Raw genomic sequence first — 16,270 nt, 5'->3', positions numbered from 1 at the left:
AGAGCATGTATTGTTATAGTAATTTGTTGACAATAGCGAAGCGAATGGCTTCAGCAATGGTATGTACCTGTAATTTTTCTAAAATTTTTTTACGGTGAAATTTAATTGTATCAGGTGTTACATAGATAAAAGACGCTATTTCTTGGATTTTATAGCCTCTGATAGAATACTGTAAAATTTCCAATTCTCTAGGAGAAAGTCTTGGCTTGATTGTGGTTTTCCACGTGTTTTGGTTTAAATCATATGCCCAAGTGGATGCACTATTTAACTTAAATATCTTGCTATTTCCCATTTGATGTGCGGTTGATAGTGAGACAATACAAACAGATTTCCACAGTTGTCCTGTTTTTGTTAAACAAAGTGGGGTTATCTCGTGATGAATCAAAAGGAGTTGAATTTGCTTGTGTTGAAGATGAAAATCACACGCTAATGTATATTGTGTTCGTTCTTCAATAGGAATCGTATACAAAAAATGAAACCCCGCTTTCGTTATTTTAATTAACATATTCCGATCATGATCTGGGATACATTGCGTATAAAATTCAAATCCCATTTTTTGTACTTCATGAGCGGAATGACCACAGAGAAAAAGAGGATTGTCTGAAACGTAATCAAATACTTTCTTTTGATGATCAATGATGTAAATGCTTTTATACGTCATTCTAGCTAAGGCTTGTACTGCCTCTAGGTAATTAGGGAAATTTGTTGCTTTTTCTGACTGTGTTACTTCCATTTTTTTCGTTTTTTCATAATGAATAATGAGGTTTTTACTTTAAAAATAATAGAAAAAAACAGAGGTAAATCAACGATATTTCTTAGTTGTATGTAATAGGTGTAGAATGTTTGAAAAATGATAGGAATAAAGGAATGAACACCTATTTACTCTTAGCTTGCGAGATTGACCTAATCCTTTGACTACTCCTAGGGGTAGTTTTTTGACGTTAGACTAAAAACTACCCTTACGTGTAGTGACTATTTATATCCTCTTTTTTAATTTAGATTTTATCAATTAACACATTGATTTGTAGTGTTTTGATTTTTAAAATCTAAATTAAAAATAGTTGAATTATGTATAACCTCTACTCTTATTTGTTTGTTGTTTGTTTGCTTTTTTGTACAGGAAGTCAAGGGCAATCGTTTCGGCTACAAGGGCAAGTGACAAATGAACAAAAGCAGCCGATTGAATTTATAGACGTTTATTTAACGAGCGATATCCTGTTAACTACACCTCATGTGTATACGGATAGTTTAGGGCGTTTTACTTTAGAAGCACCAAGAGGTTCTTATGTTTTAGCGCTAGCTGAATTTGGTACACAAAAATACAGCCGTGATATACTACTCACTCAGGATATAGATATAGGGATAATTACAGTAAATCAAACGGTTTTATTGGATAGTATTACGATTCAAGCTAAGAAAAAGCTGATTGAACGCAAGGTAGATCGCTTGGTGTTTAACGTAGAAAATTCGGTTTCTGCGAGCGGTGGTGATGCTTTGGATGCACTGAAAGTAACGCCTAGTGTTCAAGTAAAGAATGATAAAATTGCTGTAGCTGGGAAATCCAATGTTTCAATCCTAGTTGATGATAAACGTATAGTCCTATCAGGAGATGAATTAATCCAATTCTTAAAGAGTATAGCTAGTGATAATATAGAGCGGATAGAAGTAATGACAACTCCTCCTTCAAAATATAGTGCTGAAGGAGATGGAGGGCTTATCAATATTAAGCTAAAAAAATCAGCACTACAAAGTTGGAGTAATACGAGTAGAACCGCATATACGCAGGCAACTTATCCATCGACTTCTATCGGTAATACTTTTAATTATCAAAAAGATAAGGTAAGCCTTTTAATAGACGCATCAATGAGGCAAAACAAAACTATTTATACCAATGAAATTCAGTATTATTATCCTCAAGAACATTGGAAAAGTGATTTATATGATCAGATGAAAAATTTAGGTTTTTCTAGTATGTTTAACCTGGGTTATGCTCTTAATGATAAACACAAGATCAGTTTTCAATACATAGGGAGTACGGCTACACCGAAGACAAAGGAAGATGGACTAATAGCAATTTACAAGGAAGAAAATCAGCATTTATCTAGAACATTATCTTCCAAGAGCAATGCAGAAAATAAGTATGACAATCATGCTTTTACCACAGCATTGGTGACTAAATTAGACACGTTAGGTAAGAAATATACCCTAGATGTCGATTATTTTCTTTATTCCTCTACTAAAAATAATAAGCAAATCACTGAAATGATTCAGGAAGTGGATCCCCTTACTGCTACGACAGTATTGAATAATAATGCACAGTATATTAATAATCTGGCGAGTCAAATTGATTTTGAACTTCCTTATACTTGGGCAACCTTGGAATTCGGTGGAAAAATAAGTTTTACTAAAATTAGCAGTGAGATTGATATTGAGACAGCGGAACAGCAAAAGGCAGGATATCAACAAGAAGATCATTTTTTTTATCGAGAAAATACACAAGCACTCTATTTTTCTAGTGCTAAATCATGGGGAGAAAAATGGCAGGTAAAGGCCGGTTTACGGGCTGAATCTACTCAAAATAAAGGGAGTTCTTCTAGCGTGAATCAAACTAATAAGAAGAAGTATATGGAGGTATTCCCTACTTTGTATGTGGCTTATAAATTAAATGACAAGCACGATATCACCCTTCGTTATGGTAAGCGCATACAACGTCCTTCTTATGCAAATTTGAATCCGGCTCGATGGTATTTAAGTTCAACATCCTATGAAGAAGGTAATCCTTTTTTACAACCCTCTTTTACTACAACTTTAGAGCTCTCTCATTCTTTCAAAAATAAATTGTTTACAACGGTATCCCTTAGCCAAGTGAAGAACGGATTTGGACAGCTTACTACACATAATGAAGAATACGATTTTCAAAAATTTACACAGTTAAATTATTATTCCATGCATCGTATTAATTACAATATGTATGCGAGTGCTGATATTCTTTCTTGGTGGACTAATACGTTTGAATTCAACACATTCTATGTGGAATCCAAAACGAATACGACCTATTTAAAACCCAAATATTCTGGTTGGGGTGCCTATTTTATCGCTACAACTACCTTGACTCTTAATAAAGCAAATACAGTGATTGCTGAAATTAGTTATGAACAAAATTTTGATTCCAACTATGTTGGAAATAAGGCAGGTGCAAATGCCAATGTAACTGCAGGAATCAAGTTGTCCCTATTAGACAAGAAGTTGCAATGTGTATTAAATGCCAATAATATCTTAGGGACGGACCGAATGTTACTTTCGAATACTACTCAAAATGTATTTCAAACTTTCAAACAATATTATGACACACAGTATGTCCGATTCTCTATGTCTTATTCTTTTGGGAACAAAAATATTTCAGTAAAAAAACAAAATAGTAGTAATGAAGAGGAAAAAGGGAGAGCAAATTAAGGAAATCAGCGGTTGTGAGTTAGTTGTTCCTTAAAACACTGTTTTAGGAGATATTATGATTGAAATTAATATGGTTAAGAATATTTATATATAAATAAAGGAGATGCCTAAAGCCTATCCAAGTTTAGGTAAACTATAAATTTTATCCAAAATGAAAAGTGAAAAATTAAGAGTCTTTCTTAAAGACATCGACAAAAAATTAGATTTAAAAGATTCAGAAATTATTAAGTTAAGAGGAGGGAATCAGGCTTTGAAAAATAAAGCATCCGATTGTTCTGGATTTGCATGTGGCGCTTATCATGTGCTTGAACCAAATAAATAAATTAACTAATTAGGTCTTATTGAGTTATCTAATAGCTCAATAGGACCCATTTTTATTTTGTTAATAATAAATATTAAATGTTAGGATGAAAAATAAAAAATTTAAACTATCGAGATATAAAGTGACAACAGCATTAGATCAGGGATTTACACTAGTATATTCTACAAGGACATCACAATTATTGCGAATAAAGTCTACCATATTTAATCTAATTGAAAATCAAAAATTTGAAACGATAAATAGTGATGTATTATTGGAGCTTTTTAATAGCGAGATTCTTATTCCTGCTGATGAAGACGAATTTGAAATTGTAATTAATTCGTTTACTAAAGCCACAATGGCGTCTTCGGATATATTTAGCTATACTATTCAGCCTTCAGGTAATTGTCAGCTAGGATGTGGATATTGTGGTCAAAATCATGAAAAGCTAAATCTAACAGATGATCAATCAGAAAAGATATTCGAGTATTTAAAAATTCAGTTGAATAAACATAATTATAAGGAAATTAATATTACTTGGTATGGAGGAGAACCTTTATTAGGAATTAATGGTATTCGTTATTTAAGTGAAAAACTAATTAGATATTCTAAATCAAAAGGGATAAAATATAAAGCGTCTATTATTACTAATGGTTTGGCTCTGAAAAGGAATATTTTTGAAGAATTGGTTAATTTAAAGATATATCATTTTCAAATAACCTTAGATGGAACTGAGCTATTACATGATAATAGTAGATTCATGAAGATCAATAAAGGGGCGACGTATAAATATATTTTGAAGAATGTGATTAATGCAGTAAAAACCCCAATTTATGATGAATTTAAGTGTAATATTTTAATTAGATGTAATGTTAGTAAACAAAACTATTTAGATATACATAATCTAATTGAAGAAATATATAAGCTGAAACTTCATACTAGAATTAGTATGAAGTTTGAACCTATTCATGATTGGGGAAATAATCATATAGATGAAAAAATCGGACTTACACCTGAAGCTTTTGGTGAAATAGAAATAGAATATTTGATAAAATTAAGACAGTTAGGCTTTAGAAGAAATATACCTCTGTTGCCAACTAGAAGATTTAATACTTGCATGATAACAAGTAGTGATTCTGAGTTAATTGATGCTAAAGGTAGAGTGACTTATTGTTGGGAAGTTCCGTTTACTCCAGAGTTTGATTTTGAAGATAGTCCCTTTATAATTGGAGAAGTTAACAATAATGCTCATAAGAAAAATCGTAAAAAACTTCCTTTAGGTGATTGGTATCAAGATATAAAATATAAAAAGTATAATACTTGGTGTAAGGAATGTAATTTTCTTCCTGTTTGTGGAGGCAGTTGCCCAATAAATTGGTATAAAGGAAATCCTGCTTGTCCTTCTTTTAAATACAATTTTGAAGATAGGATTTCTCTTCAATATCTTGACGAGATTAAGTATGATTTTACAAATAGTTAGTTATGAGTGATATTGATACACTAGTAAAAAAATATTTGAAAAAAGATGAAAAATCAAAGGATTTTGAAAGAGGATTGATTTTTATAGAGATGCTCGATTTTATTAATTCTTTCATCCCAAATGAGAAAAGGTTATTGATAATTTATATGTTCTCAAGAATTCAAGAAACTTTTCGTTTTTTTAAAGATAGATCTAATATGGATAATGAGAATGAGTTAGAAAAAATTAATAATTTATATAGATACCTTGATGAAGATATTAAGTTTTACTTAAGCATTTTTTATCTCCCTATGCGTGCATATTATTACTATTCAATATCAAATTTCAAATTGTCATTAGAAGATTTAGAATCTTGTATGGTTAATTCTCATATTATTCTAAATGGAAATTCAAGGTTAGAAGCGTTATTCAAATGCGAACAAGTTCTGAATAAATTTAGGGTATATTTTAATTTAGGAGATTTAGAAAATGCGAAAATCTATGCAATAGATCTTATTATGTGCTCTGTTTATAATAAAGGAAATAATACGACTAAAAATTTAGAAATAAGAGATATTGAATATAGATTTTATTGGACATCACATATTGTTGAATCCATATTTATAAAATACTTAAATGAACATAATATAAGTGATTTAATTATGAGTATTGATATGGATATGAATTATCAAGAAAATAAGTCTTTTCACACAGGTTTTAAATTTTTAAAATCATATTATTCAGGAAACTATAACGATGCTAAGAAATATATTATAGGGTTATTCGAAATTTCTAATGAAGATATCTTACCTGATGTTTTTTTATGCACCATTCTATCTAAATTAGAAAAAATTATGATGATAGATAATAATAATGATTTGGATAGTTGTATAGATACAATTCATGCTTTTATTAGTAGAAAAATAAAAAATACCTAAACCCCCATTCTCTATAATTAATTGTTAATTAAAATCATTATTAATGAAGTTTATCCCTCAACACGACCAAATGGATTGTGGTCCCGCTTGTTTAGTGATGATTGCGAATCATTACAGGAAAAAGATAAGTATTCAATATATAAGGGAGCAGTGTTTCATTACAAGAGAAGGTGTTTCGCTCTTGGGAATTAAAGAAGCAGCGAAAAAGATTGGTATGAAATCAAAAGCAGTCAAAATTACTACACTAGATTTAGATCAATCACTTTTGCCCTGTATTTTACATTGGAATCAAAATCACTTTGTTGTTCTTTATAAAATTTCAACTACTTTATTCTCCAACCAGAAAAAATATAAAATTGCAGATCCTGGATATGGAATGATTTCTTTATCTCAAGAGAAATTTGAAAAATCGTGGTTAGCAGATGAAGGACGAGGTGTCTCTTTGCTTTTAACGCCAAAAGCTACTTTAATGAACAATCTAGCTCCAATAGAAGAAAAACAGACACTTCGTTATGTTTGGCACTATTTAAAGTCCTACCAAAAACAAGTACTTCAATTGTTTGTTTTACTTTTTTTAGGTACTTTGACGATGTTGTTTTTTCCATTTTTAACGCAACAACTTATTGATGAAGGAGTCAACAAAGCTAACTTATCCGTAATCACATATGTGTTGATGGCTCAGCTAGCCTTTTTTTTGGGCAATATTGTGTTCAGTGTAGGTCGAAATTGGATCTTGTTAATTATAGGAACCCAAATCAACATTCAAATTATCTCCGATTTTCTAAAAAAATTATTACAATTACCCATTAAGTTTTTTGATACCAAATTGATGGGAGATTTTAATCAGCGTATTCAAGATCATGAGAGAATTGAACAGTTTCTAACTTCGGATAGTTTGCTAACCGTTTTTTCAATGTTTACCTTTTCTGTTTTCTTTGGGGTATTATGGTATTATGATATTCAGATTTTAATTGTTTATATCAGTCTAACGATTATTTCTATTGGTTGGTCCTTGTATTGGATGAAAAAGAGAAAAATGTTAGATTATTTTCGTTTTCAACAACGCAGCGAGAATCAAGAAGCAATTTATGAAATTATCAATGGAGTTTCAGAAATGAAATTGAACCAACTAGAGGAAAGTAAACGAATCGAGTGGGAAGAAATACAACAAAAACTCTTTGTTACCAATAAGCGGATTTTAAAAGTAGATCAAGTGCAACTTTCTGGATTTGAATTTATCAACCAGTTAAAGAATATTGTGGTAACTTTTCTCACTGCCTATTTGGTGGTACATCAAGCAATGTCATTAGGAGCTTTACTCAGTGTTTCTTATATCATTGGACAAATGAACAGTCCGATTAATCAACTTATTTCATTTTTTAGGTCATTTCAAGATGCGAAGCTTAGTTTAGCCCGATTAAATGAAGTACAACATCATCCTATAGAAGAACATGAGGCATTAAAACCACTAATCGTGGCAGAGGAAAAACAAGATAATGGGAGAAAAAGAGGAATATATTTAAATAAGCTTTCCTTTCAATATGAAGGACCTCAATCTCCCTATGTATTGAAAAATCTCCACTTATTGTTTCCAAAGGGGAAAGTAACCGCGATTGTAGGTGCCAGTGGAAGTGGTAAAACGACATTGATGAAGCTTTTATTAAAATTTTATGAACCTACACATGGAACAATCTATTTTGATGAAGATTCTTTGACTGCACTTTCTCCTAGGAGTATTAGAGAAAATTGTGGTGTGGTTATGCAAGACGGTTTTATTTTTTCAGATACCATTGCACGTAATATTGCCACAAGTGATCAGGAAATGAATGAATCAAAACTAAGATATGCTGTTCAAATAGCTAATTTAGAGTCATTTATATTGGGGTTGCCTTTAGGATATCAAACTAAAATTGGTGCAGTAGGGAATGGTATTTCTGGCGGACAAAAGCAGCGCATTCTAATTGCTCGTGCTGTGTATAAAAATCCTCATTATCTGTTCTTTGACGAGGCAACTTCTGCTTTAGATGCTGAAAATGAGAAGGTAATTCATGACAATTTACAAGCTTTTTTTAAAGAAAAAACCGTATTAATCATCGCCCATCGTTTGTCTACTGTAAAACAAGCAGACCATATTGTTGTACTCCAACAAGGTCAATGTATTGAAGTAGGGAACCATCAAACCTTAGTCGCGAAAAAGGGTACATACTATAACCTAGTAAAAAATCAACTAGAATTAGGGAGTTAATAAGCCAAAAAAATGTGGTAGTTTTAACGTCTCAATTACAAGGTTTATTTGCACGATGCATATTGAATTTATACAAAAAGAAACGTTGACAGCTAACCAATGGTCTGGCGGACAAACGAGAGAATATTTCATTTATCCTAAAACAGCCCAATATGGGGATCGAAATTTTGCATTTCGTATTAGTAGTGCTACTATTGAAACTATTCCCTCTGAGTTTACAAAATTTGAAGGGTATCACCGCTATTTGGCGATGTTAGATGGTAAGCTGGATTTAACCATCAATGAAGTAGATCAGCACTATGAAAATCACGAGCTATTTACATTTAAATCAACAGATACGATTACGTCCTATTCACAAGGTACAGATTTTAATTTGATGCTTCAAGATGCTATTGTCGATGAGGTAGTTGCTGTGCGTCATGAGCCTTTTCAAACGAATCAATCGTTTATTCTATTATTTGCTTTAGCGAAAGGAGAAGTTGTGATTAATACCCAATCTTTTGAAATGCAATCGTGGGATTGTATTCTGATAACCAATGAGGAGGAACGAACAGTAAAAGTAGAATTGAATCAACAGACCATTGTAGGCTATTGGTCGATTCCAAAATAAAATAAAGAAGGAGGAGTAAAGTGGAGATACAACTAAGTAGAATTAAAGCAAAATTAGCGAATATTGAACAATACGATGAAGACTTTGTTGTATTTGGTGCAGATTCGCATGAATATAAAGTAGGAATAGGGATCAATTTTCAGGAAATAACAGCTTTTGAGCAAAAGTGTGGGATTGAATTACCAGAAGCTTATGTGGCTTTTGTAACCCAAATAGGAAATGGAAATACAACAGAAAACGCCTATATGGGAAGTGCTGCTGGCCCTTATTATGGAATTTATCCTTTTGGGGATGGATTAGAAGATCTCAATGCAGGGGATGTCAAACGCTATTTGAGCTATCCTTGTCTATTGCATCCCGATATGACCGATGAGGCATGGACAACTTTAACGCAGGCGATGTATGATGAGGAATTATCTGATGAAGCCTACGATGCAATTGTAGGGCCTTTATTTGGTGGATTATTACCCATTGGTACCCAAGGATGTGCCATTACAACTTGTTTGATTTTAAATGGACCGCATAAAGGTCGCATTGTTTACCTCAATGAGGATTACAAACCTATATTTGCTTATGAAGCTCATTTCTTAGATTGGTATGAGCGTTGGCTAGATGAAATTATTGCTGGGGATTTACTCGCAGAGCAGGCTGGATGGTTTGGCTATAGAAGGGGTGGAACGAGCCCTTATTTATGGGAGGCTTTTCAAATGGCTACGACTGAACAGGAGCAAGTAGAATATTTGGATGGATTAATCAATAAAAATGAAATAAGTGAACCTATTCTTCAAGGGATAATACAAACAATCCCTCAAGTAACAGTTGTAGTAAGACAACGCTTGCTTTCGATTTTAGCGAAAACAGCTTTTGATCGCGCAATCCCTTTTTTAGAACAAGAAGTGGAGGCGAATTTGTTATTTGTCTTACAGCAAATTCACTGGTATGGAGCTAACGAGGCATATTGGCTTCCTGTATTAGAAGCGCATAAAGATCAAATAGAAGAGGAAGAAACGTATCGTTTCTACAGTTATATCGCAATAAAAGCAACAGCGGACTATGCCCATTTAATTGTACCTGGTTTAACGTCAAGACTGGCTGAAATTCGCAGTCAAGCCATTTATACGCTAGGTAAATTAGAAAATAAAGAAGCTTATATTGTTTCTTTTAAAGAAGCATTACAAGATGAAAATGAAAATGTGGTGTTGTATAGTTTACAAGCGCTAAGAGGGATCATAGATGAAAGTTTACTACCAGTATATCAAGCCGTTTACCACAAGTATAAAGACAGTGCGGAAGAGAATTACATTATGACTAATCTAACGCAGCGTTTGAAAGAAATGAAATTAACTGTAGAAGATTTACAAGCCTAAATGGAAGAAGCTAGGAAGAAAAGTATAGGGAAGTTTTTGTCTTTGATTTTGCGTCATGAACCTAGTAAAATAGGAATTCAACTGGATGCGAATGGCTGGGCAAATATTGATGAATTAATTCAGAAATGTGGCAAGCACCGCGTATCCTTTACCCGAAAAGAATTAGATGAAATTGTAGCAACTAATACAAAGAAAAGATATTCTTTGAATGAGGATCAAACGAAAATACGCGCCAATCAAGGGCATTCGATTGTGGTGGATTTAGAATTTACTCCACAAGTGCCACCAGTATACTTGTACCATGGAACAGCCGATCGTTTTTTGCCTTCCATTTACCAAGAAGGAATCAAAAAAATGAATCGCCAACATGTACATTTGAGTCGAGATAAAGAAACCGCAATTGCCGTTGGCTCCCGTCATGGACGAGTTGTTGTATTAACGATTTTAGCAGGGAAAATGCAAGAAGATGGTGTGTTGTTTTTCTGTTCTGCAAATGGTGTTTGGTTGACCGATTATATCGATAGGAAGTATATTTCTAAATAGTATACGGTTTACGGTTTACAGTTTACAGTATACGGTTTACGGTGTACAGTTTACGGTGCCCAGTTGTTCGGACACTCATCGCCTCATCGCCACACCTTCTTACATCGCCACACCATCTCACCATCTATCTCACCTATTTTATATTGGTTTTGGTGTTCGATGAATCTTCACTACGTTTCGATTTCACCCTCTCACCTCACATCGCCACACCATCTCACCATCTCATCCTCTCACCATCTATCTCACCTACTTTATATTGGCTTTGGTGTTAGATGAATCTTCACTGCGTTCCGATTTCATCGCAAAATAAAAATCAAAATATACGTAATAACCAATGACTTAAGGGATAGAAAAGCAAAAGAATCTACTGATAGTTTGCGGTTTATCACGCTAAATCCCAAGGCAATAGGAAGTGCATATAGCGCATAATACATGGAAGTATACAAATGATTGTATACCCAGGTTGCCCATGGTCCTGTATGGGAACCCGTGATATAGGAAGCGCGAATAATCCACAGGATTAAATGAACAAAACAAAGGACGAAAATCGAAATATCAACGATTTTAGCCCATTTTATTCTATTTTTAGTTGAGTTGAGGTCTGTTTGCTCCATTAGCTAATTTCCAAGCAGTTTCAAATATAAATTGGGTTCTTTTGGTTAGAATAGGAAAATCTATTTTATCAAACGTATCAGAGGGTAGGTGATAGTCATCATGCGTACCATTGTAAAAAAAGATCGCCGGAATATTGTTTTTAGCAAAATTGTAATGATCAGATCGATAGTAAATTCGCTGTGGATCATTATCGTTATTAAAGGTGTAATCCAAAATTAATTGTACCGATTCCGCATTGGCTTTTTCTGCCGTATCATGTAAATCCTGACTTAATTTATCGGACCCTACTAAAAAGATATAATCATCTGCTGAAGGATGTTCAGGGCTTCGTCTTCCAATCATGTCAATGTTTAAATTGGCAATGGTGTTGGCCAATGGAATAGGTGGGTTTTCTGTGTAAAATTTAGAACCAAATAAACCAAATTCTTCCCCTGTAAGATGGAGAAATAAGATGGAGCGTTTAGGTCTAATGCCTTCTTTTACTAAGGATTGAAAAACACGTGCAATTTCCATTACTGCAGAAGTACCTGAACCATTGTCATCTGCGCCATAGTAAATTTTGTTTAGCAAAATACCCATGTGATCAAAATGAGCAGAAAGGACCAAAACTTCTTCTGGTTTTTCACTTCCTTCAATATACGCCCAAACATTTTCACTATCTTTTAATCGCATTTGCCAGTTGGTCATAAATGAGGCAGGAATCGGTTGAAAATAACTCGTAGTCTGTGGAGGCATTCCAATCCCCAGTTTTTTATAGTAATTCGCCAAATAGTGAGCAGCTTTTTTTTGACCAGGTTCACCTGTACGACGCCCTTCTAAACTATCTGCCGTTAAAACCAATAAACTTTTCTGAATTGAATCAGAAGAGATGCGCTTAAAATAAGCCTCTTCCGTTAATGTAGGAGGGCTTTGTACCACGGTTTGTGGGGATTGGCATTGAACGAAGCCCAACGACAAGGCACTAAGGGTAACTAGGATACTATATTTTTTCATAGGATATTCGATAGGATAAGTATTGGATCACAAGTGTTCAAAAATACTAATTATTTTCTGTTGTATAGACATCTTCTGTGATTCCCTTTCTTTTTAAAAGACGACTTCCAATTGTCTTTTTTATTAGTTGTGCTATATTTGTTGAAAACAAAGCAAAAACATGACGAAGGTAGTTTTTATTACAGGAGGATCATCTGGGATCGGTAAATCGATTGGTAACTTTTTACATGAAAAAGGATACAAAGTATATGGAACTAGTAGAAATCCAGAGCGTGTAACGACTTCTGTGTTCCCTCTAGTGCAATTAGATGTTCGCGATGAAGCTAGTATTGCGAAAGCTATTCGAACTGTAGTAGAGCAAGAAGGGCGCTTGGATATTCTGATTAACAATGCAGGTGTTGGAATTACTGGAGCAATTGAAGAGGTGCCTACTGCTGAAATTGTTAATAATTTTCAAACCAATGTATTCGGACCTATTGCGGTTATCAAAGCAGCTTTACCAACCATGCGCAAGCAAAAGACAGGATTGATTATTAATGTAACATCTATCGCAGGGTATATGGGATTGCCTTTCCGTGGCTATTATTCTTCCTCTAAAGGGGCACTAGAATTGATTACAGAATCCTTGCGTATGGAGTTGAAACCGTTTGGTATTGAGGTGACTAATGTAGCGCCAGGGGATTTTGCTACGAATATTGCAGCAGGGCGTTATCACGCACCTGTGATTGAAAAATCACCTTATGAAGAGGTGTATAAAATGTCGTTGGAGATGATGAATGAACATGTTGATGATGGAGGAGACCCTATTGAAATGGCACAAGCGATTTACAAAATTATCCAAACTCCCAAACCGAAAGTGCGTTATGTAATTGGAGCACCAATGCAGAAATTCTCGTTGTTTTTGAAAAAGATTCTCCCTGGTAAAACCTATGAAAAGCTCTTGATGAACCACTATAAAATTAAAGGGTAAAAAAGAAGAGTAAGGATGCCGGAAACGGAAATTAATATTGTATTTTTGACACACAACATAACAAATTTTAAGTTTTAAAATTATGAAGTTTTTTATTGACACCGCTAACTTAGATCAAATTAAGGAAGCAGAAGCACTGGGGGTATTAGATGGAGTGACGACCAATCCTTCACTAATGGCTAAAGAGGGAATTACAGGTGCAGCAAACATTTTAAACCACTACAAAGCGATTTGCGAAATTGTAGAAGGTGATGTTAGTGCTGAAGTAATTTCAGTAGATTACGAAGGAATGATTAAAGAAGGAGAAGAGCTTGCAGCTTTACACCCACAAATCGTGGTAAAATTACCAATGACAAAAGAAGGGGTAAAAGCTTGTAAATACTTTTCATCAAAAGGTATTAAAACAAACGTTACTTTAGTATTCTCTGCTGGTCAAGCTTTATTAGCTGCTAAAGCAGGAGCTACTTACGTTTCTCCTTTTATTGGTCGTTTGGATGATATTTCAACAGATGGGTTAGTGCTTATCGAAGAAATTCGTCAGATTTATGATAACTACGGATATGAAACACAAATTTTAGCTGCTTCAGTTCGTCATACAATGCACATTGTGAATTGTGCAAAAATCGGAGCTGATGTAATGACAGGTCCTTTATCTGCTATTTTAGGATTGTTGAAACACCCTTTAACAGATAACGGATTAGCTCAATTTTTAGCGGATTACGCAAAAGGGAATCAATAACCTTTACAATACAAAACTTATTTACAAACATACAAACTAAAAAAAACCAACCTCAAAAGGGTTGGTTTTTTTGTTCATCTATTTTCCGTGTTTTGATTTGTTCATTAAGAATAATACTCCTATAAGAATAAAACCAATCCCTGTGATTAAAGGAGGTTGCATACTCGCTTTAACTCCTAGAAAAATCATGTAGATTCCTAATAAGATGACGACAATAGCTAGAATACGATACATAGAGATATTTTTTTGAGGGTTGTTCTTTGTTCTTTGTGAAATGGTGAAATGGTGAAATGGTGAGGGGGTGAGGGGGTGAGATTGGTGAGGTTTGCTTTTTGTTAGGTTTGTTCTTTGTGAAATGGTGAAATGGTGAGGGGGTGAGGGGGTGAGATTGGTGAGGTTTGCTTTTTGTTAGGTTTGCTCTTTGTGAAGTGGTGAGGCGATGAGAGGGTGCGATTGGTGAGGTAGTGTCGACTTGTGAGGTTGTTCACGCCTAACTCTCATCATCTCATTATCTTGTATCTACACCCAGTATGTCACCCCGACAAAAGGAGGGGTCGCATCCTCCGAGTCCATAATACGTTGTGCTTTGTGAGGTTTGCTCTTTGTGAAGTGGCTAGGCGATGAGAAGGTGAGATTGGTGAGGCAGTGTCGACTTGTGAGGTTGCTCACGCCTAACCCTCATCATCTCATCGCCTCATCGCCTCATCGTCTCATCGTCTCAACATCTCATCGCCTCATCATCTCAACATCTCATCGCCTCATCATAACCCCTAAGATATAAACGTCAAAAAGATATTCAAAATCAATGCATTGATGATATCAATAAAGAAAGCTCCTACTAAAGGAATAATTAAGAATGCCTTATAAGAAGGACCAAAACGATTGGTTACTGCTTGAATATTAGCAACAGCCGTAGCCGTAGCACCTAGTCCAAAGCCACAGTGTCCAGCACTTAATACAATTGCATCATAATCTTTCCCCATCCAGCGGTAGGTAACATAAGCAGCAAAAAATAGCATTAGTGCTACCTGGAATAAGAGAATAAGTAAAATAGGCAGTGCTAAATCAACAATTAGCCATAGTTTTAGTGACATTAAAGCACAAGCTAAAAAGATAGAAAGACCTGTATTTCCTACAACATCAATATTTCTGCTGTGTACTTTATATTTAAAGATATACGTTAAACTATTTCGAATAAGTAATCCGATGAACAAACACCAAACAAAGGTTGGTAATTTGAATGAATATTTCGCATTCCAATCCGCTAACCATTGCCCTAAAACCAAACAAATAGCCATCATGGTTACTGTATGCATCATGGTAGTATAGCTAATAGGAGAGAAGTTTTTGGATTTGGTAATATCCTGTGCTTCCTCTTGCTTTTCAATAGTTGCTGGATCAACTTCTTTGTAATTGTTTTTCTTCAATAGGCGGTAAGCTAAAGGGCCACCAATAGAGCCACCAAAAATTAAACCGAACGTAGCACAAGCCATTCCGATTTCTTTGGCTCCTAAAAGAGGATTTCCGCTCACGGCAAAATCATCTGCCCAAGCACCCGCTGTACCATGTCCTCCAGTAAGGGTAATTGAACCAGCAATCAAACCAAATCTCAAATCCAAGTTAAGTACCTTCGCTAAAAGCACCCCTAAGGAATTTTGACAAACGATAAATAATGCGGCAATGACAAGAAAAATAACGAGTGATTTCCCTCCTTGTAGTAATTTAGAAAAATCAGCATTTAATCCAATAGAAGAGAAGAAGACAAGCATCATGCTCTGTTGAATGGCTTCATTAAAAGTAAAATCAGTTCCTAAAAAAGAATGAGCTCCCCAAGTAAATAGGGCGATAAGGAAGCCACCGACTACGGGTTCTGGAATATTATACTTTTGTAGCCAGTTGACTTTTGATACAATAAAATGTCCCAGTAATAGAACAAAACAAGCTAACATTAAGGTTTCGTAAATTCCAAAATCCATATTGAATATATTTAAGTTTTTTTCCTCCTGTTCGTAAGGGAAACAAGGATACTTGATGCAC

General features: G+C 34.3%; 15 protein-coding genes. 10 read left to right on the top strand and 5 right to left on the bottom strand.

Annotation, left to right across the window (positions count from 1 at the left end):
* Positions 1 to 13: 13 nt before the first annotated feature.
* Positions 14 to 733, bottom strand: coding sequence for a helix-turn-helix transcriptional regulator (locus tag AWV75_RS09385; protein ID WP_060874106.1), 720 nt, complete (start codon positions 731 to 733; stop codon positions 14 to 16).
* Positions 734 to 1,068: 335 nt separating this feature from the next.
* Here AWV75_RS09385 and AWV75_RS09380 point away from each other — a divergent pair, with 335 nt between their 5' ends.
* The 8 genes from AWV75_RS09380 to AWV75_RS09350 all read left to right on the top strand — a co-directional run bounded on the left by AWV75_RS09380 (position 1,069) and on the right by AWV75_RS09350 (position 10,916).
* A complete protein-coding gene (locus AWV75_RS09380; RefSeq protein ID WP_060874105.1) occupies positions 1,069 to 3,453 on the top strand; it encodes an outer membrane beta-barrel family protein in 2,385 nt (794 codons plus the stop codon).
* A 151-nt stretch (positions 3,454 to 3,604) separates the two neighbouring features.
* Positions 3,605 to 3,775, top strand: coding sequence for a hypothetical protein (locus AWV75_RS18705; protein WP_156424187.1), 171 nt, complete (start codon positions 3,605 to 3,607; stop codon positions 3,773 to 3,775).
* Positions 3,776 to 3,860: 85 nt separating this feature from the next.
* On the top strand, positions 3,861 to 5,234 hold the full coding sequence (locus tag AWV75_RS09375) for a radical SAM/SPASM domain-containing protein (RefSeq protein ID WP_060874104.1): 1,374 nt from the start codon (positions 3,861 to 3,863) through the stop codon (positions 5,232 to 5,234).
* A gap of 2 nt (positions 5,235 to 5,236) precedes the next feature.
* A complete protein-coding gene (locus AWV75_RS09370) occupies positions 5,237 to 6,151 on the top strand; it encodes a hypothetical protein (RefSeq protein WP_060874103.1) in 915 nt (304 codons plus the stop codon).
* A 43-nt stretch (positions 6,152 to 6,194) separates the two neighbouring features.
* Positions 6,195 to 8,396 (top strand): peptidase domain-containing ABC transporter, encoded by a 2,202-nt coding sequence (locus tag AWV75_RS09365; protein WP_060874102.1) that lies wholly within the window; start codon positions 6,195 to 6,197, stop codon positions 8,394 to 8,396.
* 55 nt (positions 8,397 to 8,451) lie between these two features.
* Entirely contained in the window at positions 8,452 to 9,006 is a 555-nt protein-coding gene (locus tag AWV75_RS09360) for a HutD family protein (RefSeq protein ID WP_060874101.1), read from the top strand.
* A 20-nt stretch (positions 9,007 to 9,026) separates the two neighbouring features.
* Entirely contained in the window at positions 9,027 to 10,373 is a 1,347-nt protein-coding gene (locus tag AWV75_RS09355; RefSeq protein ID WP_060874100.1) for an SMI1/KNR4 family protein, read from the top strand.
* Positions 10,374 to 10,916, top strand: coding sequence for an RNA 2'-phosphotransferase (locus AWV75_RS09350; protein WP_060874099.1), 543 nt, complete (start codon positions 10,374 to 10,376; stop codon positions 10,914 to 10,916). It begins immediately after the preceding gene.
* A gap of 296 nt (positions 10,917 to 11,212) precedes the next feature.
* On the opposite strand, the gene AWV75_RS09345 is transcribed toward AWV75_RS09350, so the two are convergent.
* Both AWV75_RS09345 and AWV75_RS09340 read right to left on the bottom strand, forming a co-directional pair.
* Positions 11,213 to 11,530 carry a hypothetical protein gene (locus tag AWV75_RS09345; protein ID WP_060874098.1) on the bottom strand — a complete coding sequence of 106 codons (318 nt, stop codon included), beginning with the start codon at positions 11,528 to 11,530 and terminating at the stop codon, positions 11,213 to 11,215.
* Positions 11,502 to 12,524 carry a M28 family metallopeptidase gene (locus AWV75_RS09340; protein WP_060874097.1) on the bottom strand — a complete coding sequence of 341 codons (1,023 nt, stop codon included), beginning with the start codon at positions 12,522 to 12,524 and terminating at the stop codon, positions 11,502 to 11,504. Before AWV75_RS09340 ends, AWV75_RS09345 begins: the two co-directional genes overlap by 29 nt.
* Before the next feature lie 160 nt (positions 12,525 to 12,684).
* Between AWV75_RS09340 and AWV75_RS09335 the strand changes: the two genes are divergently transcribed.
* Both AWV75_RS09335 and fsa read left to right on the top strand, forming a co-directional pair.
* On the top strand, positions 12,685 to 13,494 hold the full coding sequence (locus AWV75_RS09335; RefSeq protein ID WP_060874096.1) for an SDR family oxidoreductase: 810 nt from the start codon (positions 12,685 to 12,687) through the stop codon (positions 13,492 to 13,494).
* Between the two features lie 82 nt (positions 13,495 to 13,576).
* Entirely contained in the window at positions 13,577 to 14,233 is a 657-nt protein-coding gene (fsa, locus tag AWV75_RS09330; RefSeq protein WP_060874095.1) for a fructose-6-phosphate aldolase, read from the top strand.
* Between the two features lie 78 nt (positions 14,234 to 14,311).
* On the opposite strand, the gene AWV75_RS18875 is transcribed toward fsa, so the two are convergent.
* Entirely contained in the window at positions 14,312 to 14,467 is a 156-nt protein-coding gene (locus AWV75_RS18875; protein WP_197429575.1) for a hypothetical protein, read from the bottom strand.
* 536 nt (positions 14,468 to 15,003) lie between these two features.
* The gene (gene gltS / locus AWV75_RS09325; protein ID WP_060874094.1) at positions 15,004 to 16,209 is read right to left on the bottom strand and encodes a sodium/glutamate symporter; all 1,206 of its coding nucleotides are present in this window, start codon (positions 16,207 to 16,209) and stop codon (positions 15,004 to 15,006) included.
* Between the last annotated feature and the right edge of the window lie 61 nt (positions 16,210 to 16,270).

Origin of the sequence: Myroides odoratus, from assembly GCF_001549985.1 — a bacterium.
GTDB classification, from domain to species: Bacteria; Bacteroidota; Bacteroidia; order Flavobacteriales; family Flavobacteriaceae; genus Flavobacterium; species Flavobacterium odoratum_A.
This window is presented reverse-complemented; position numbering and strand designations above follow the sequence as displayed.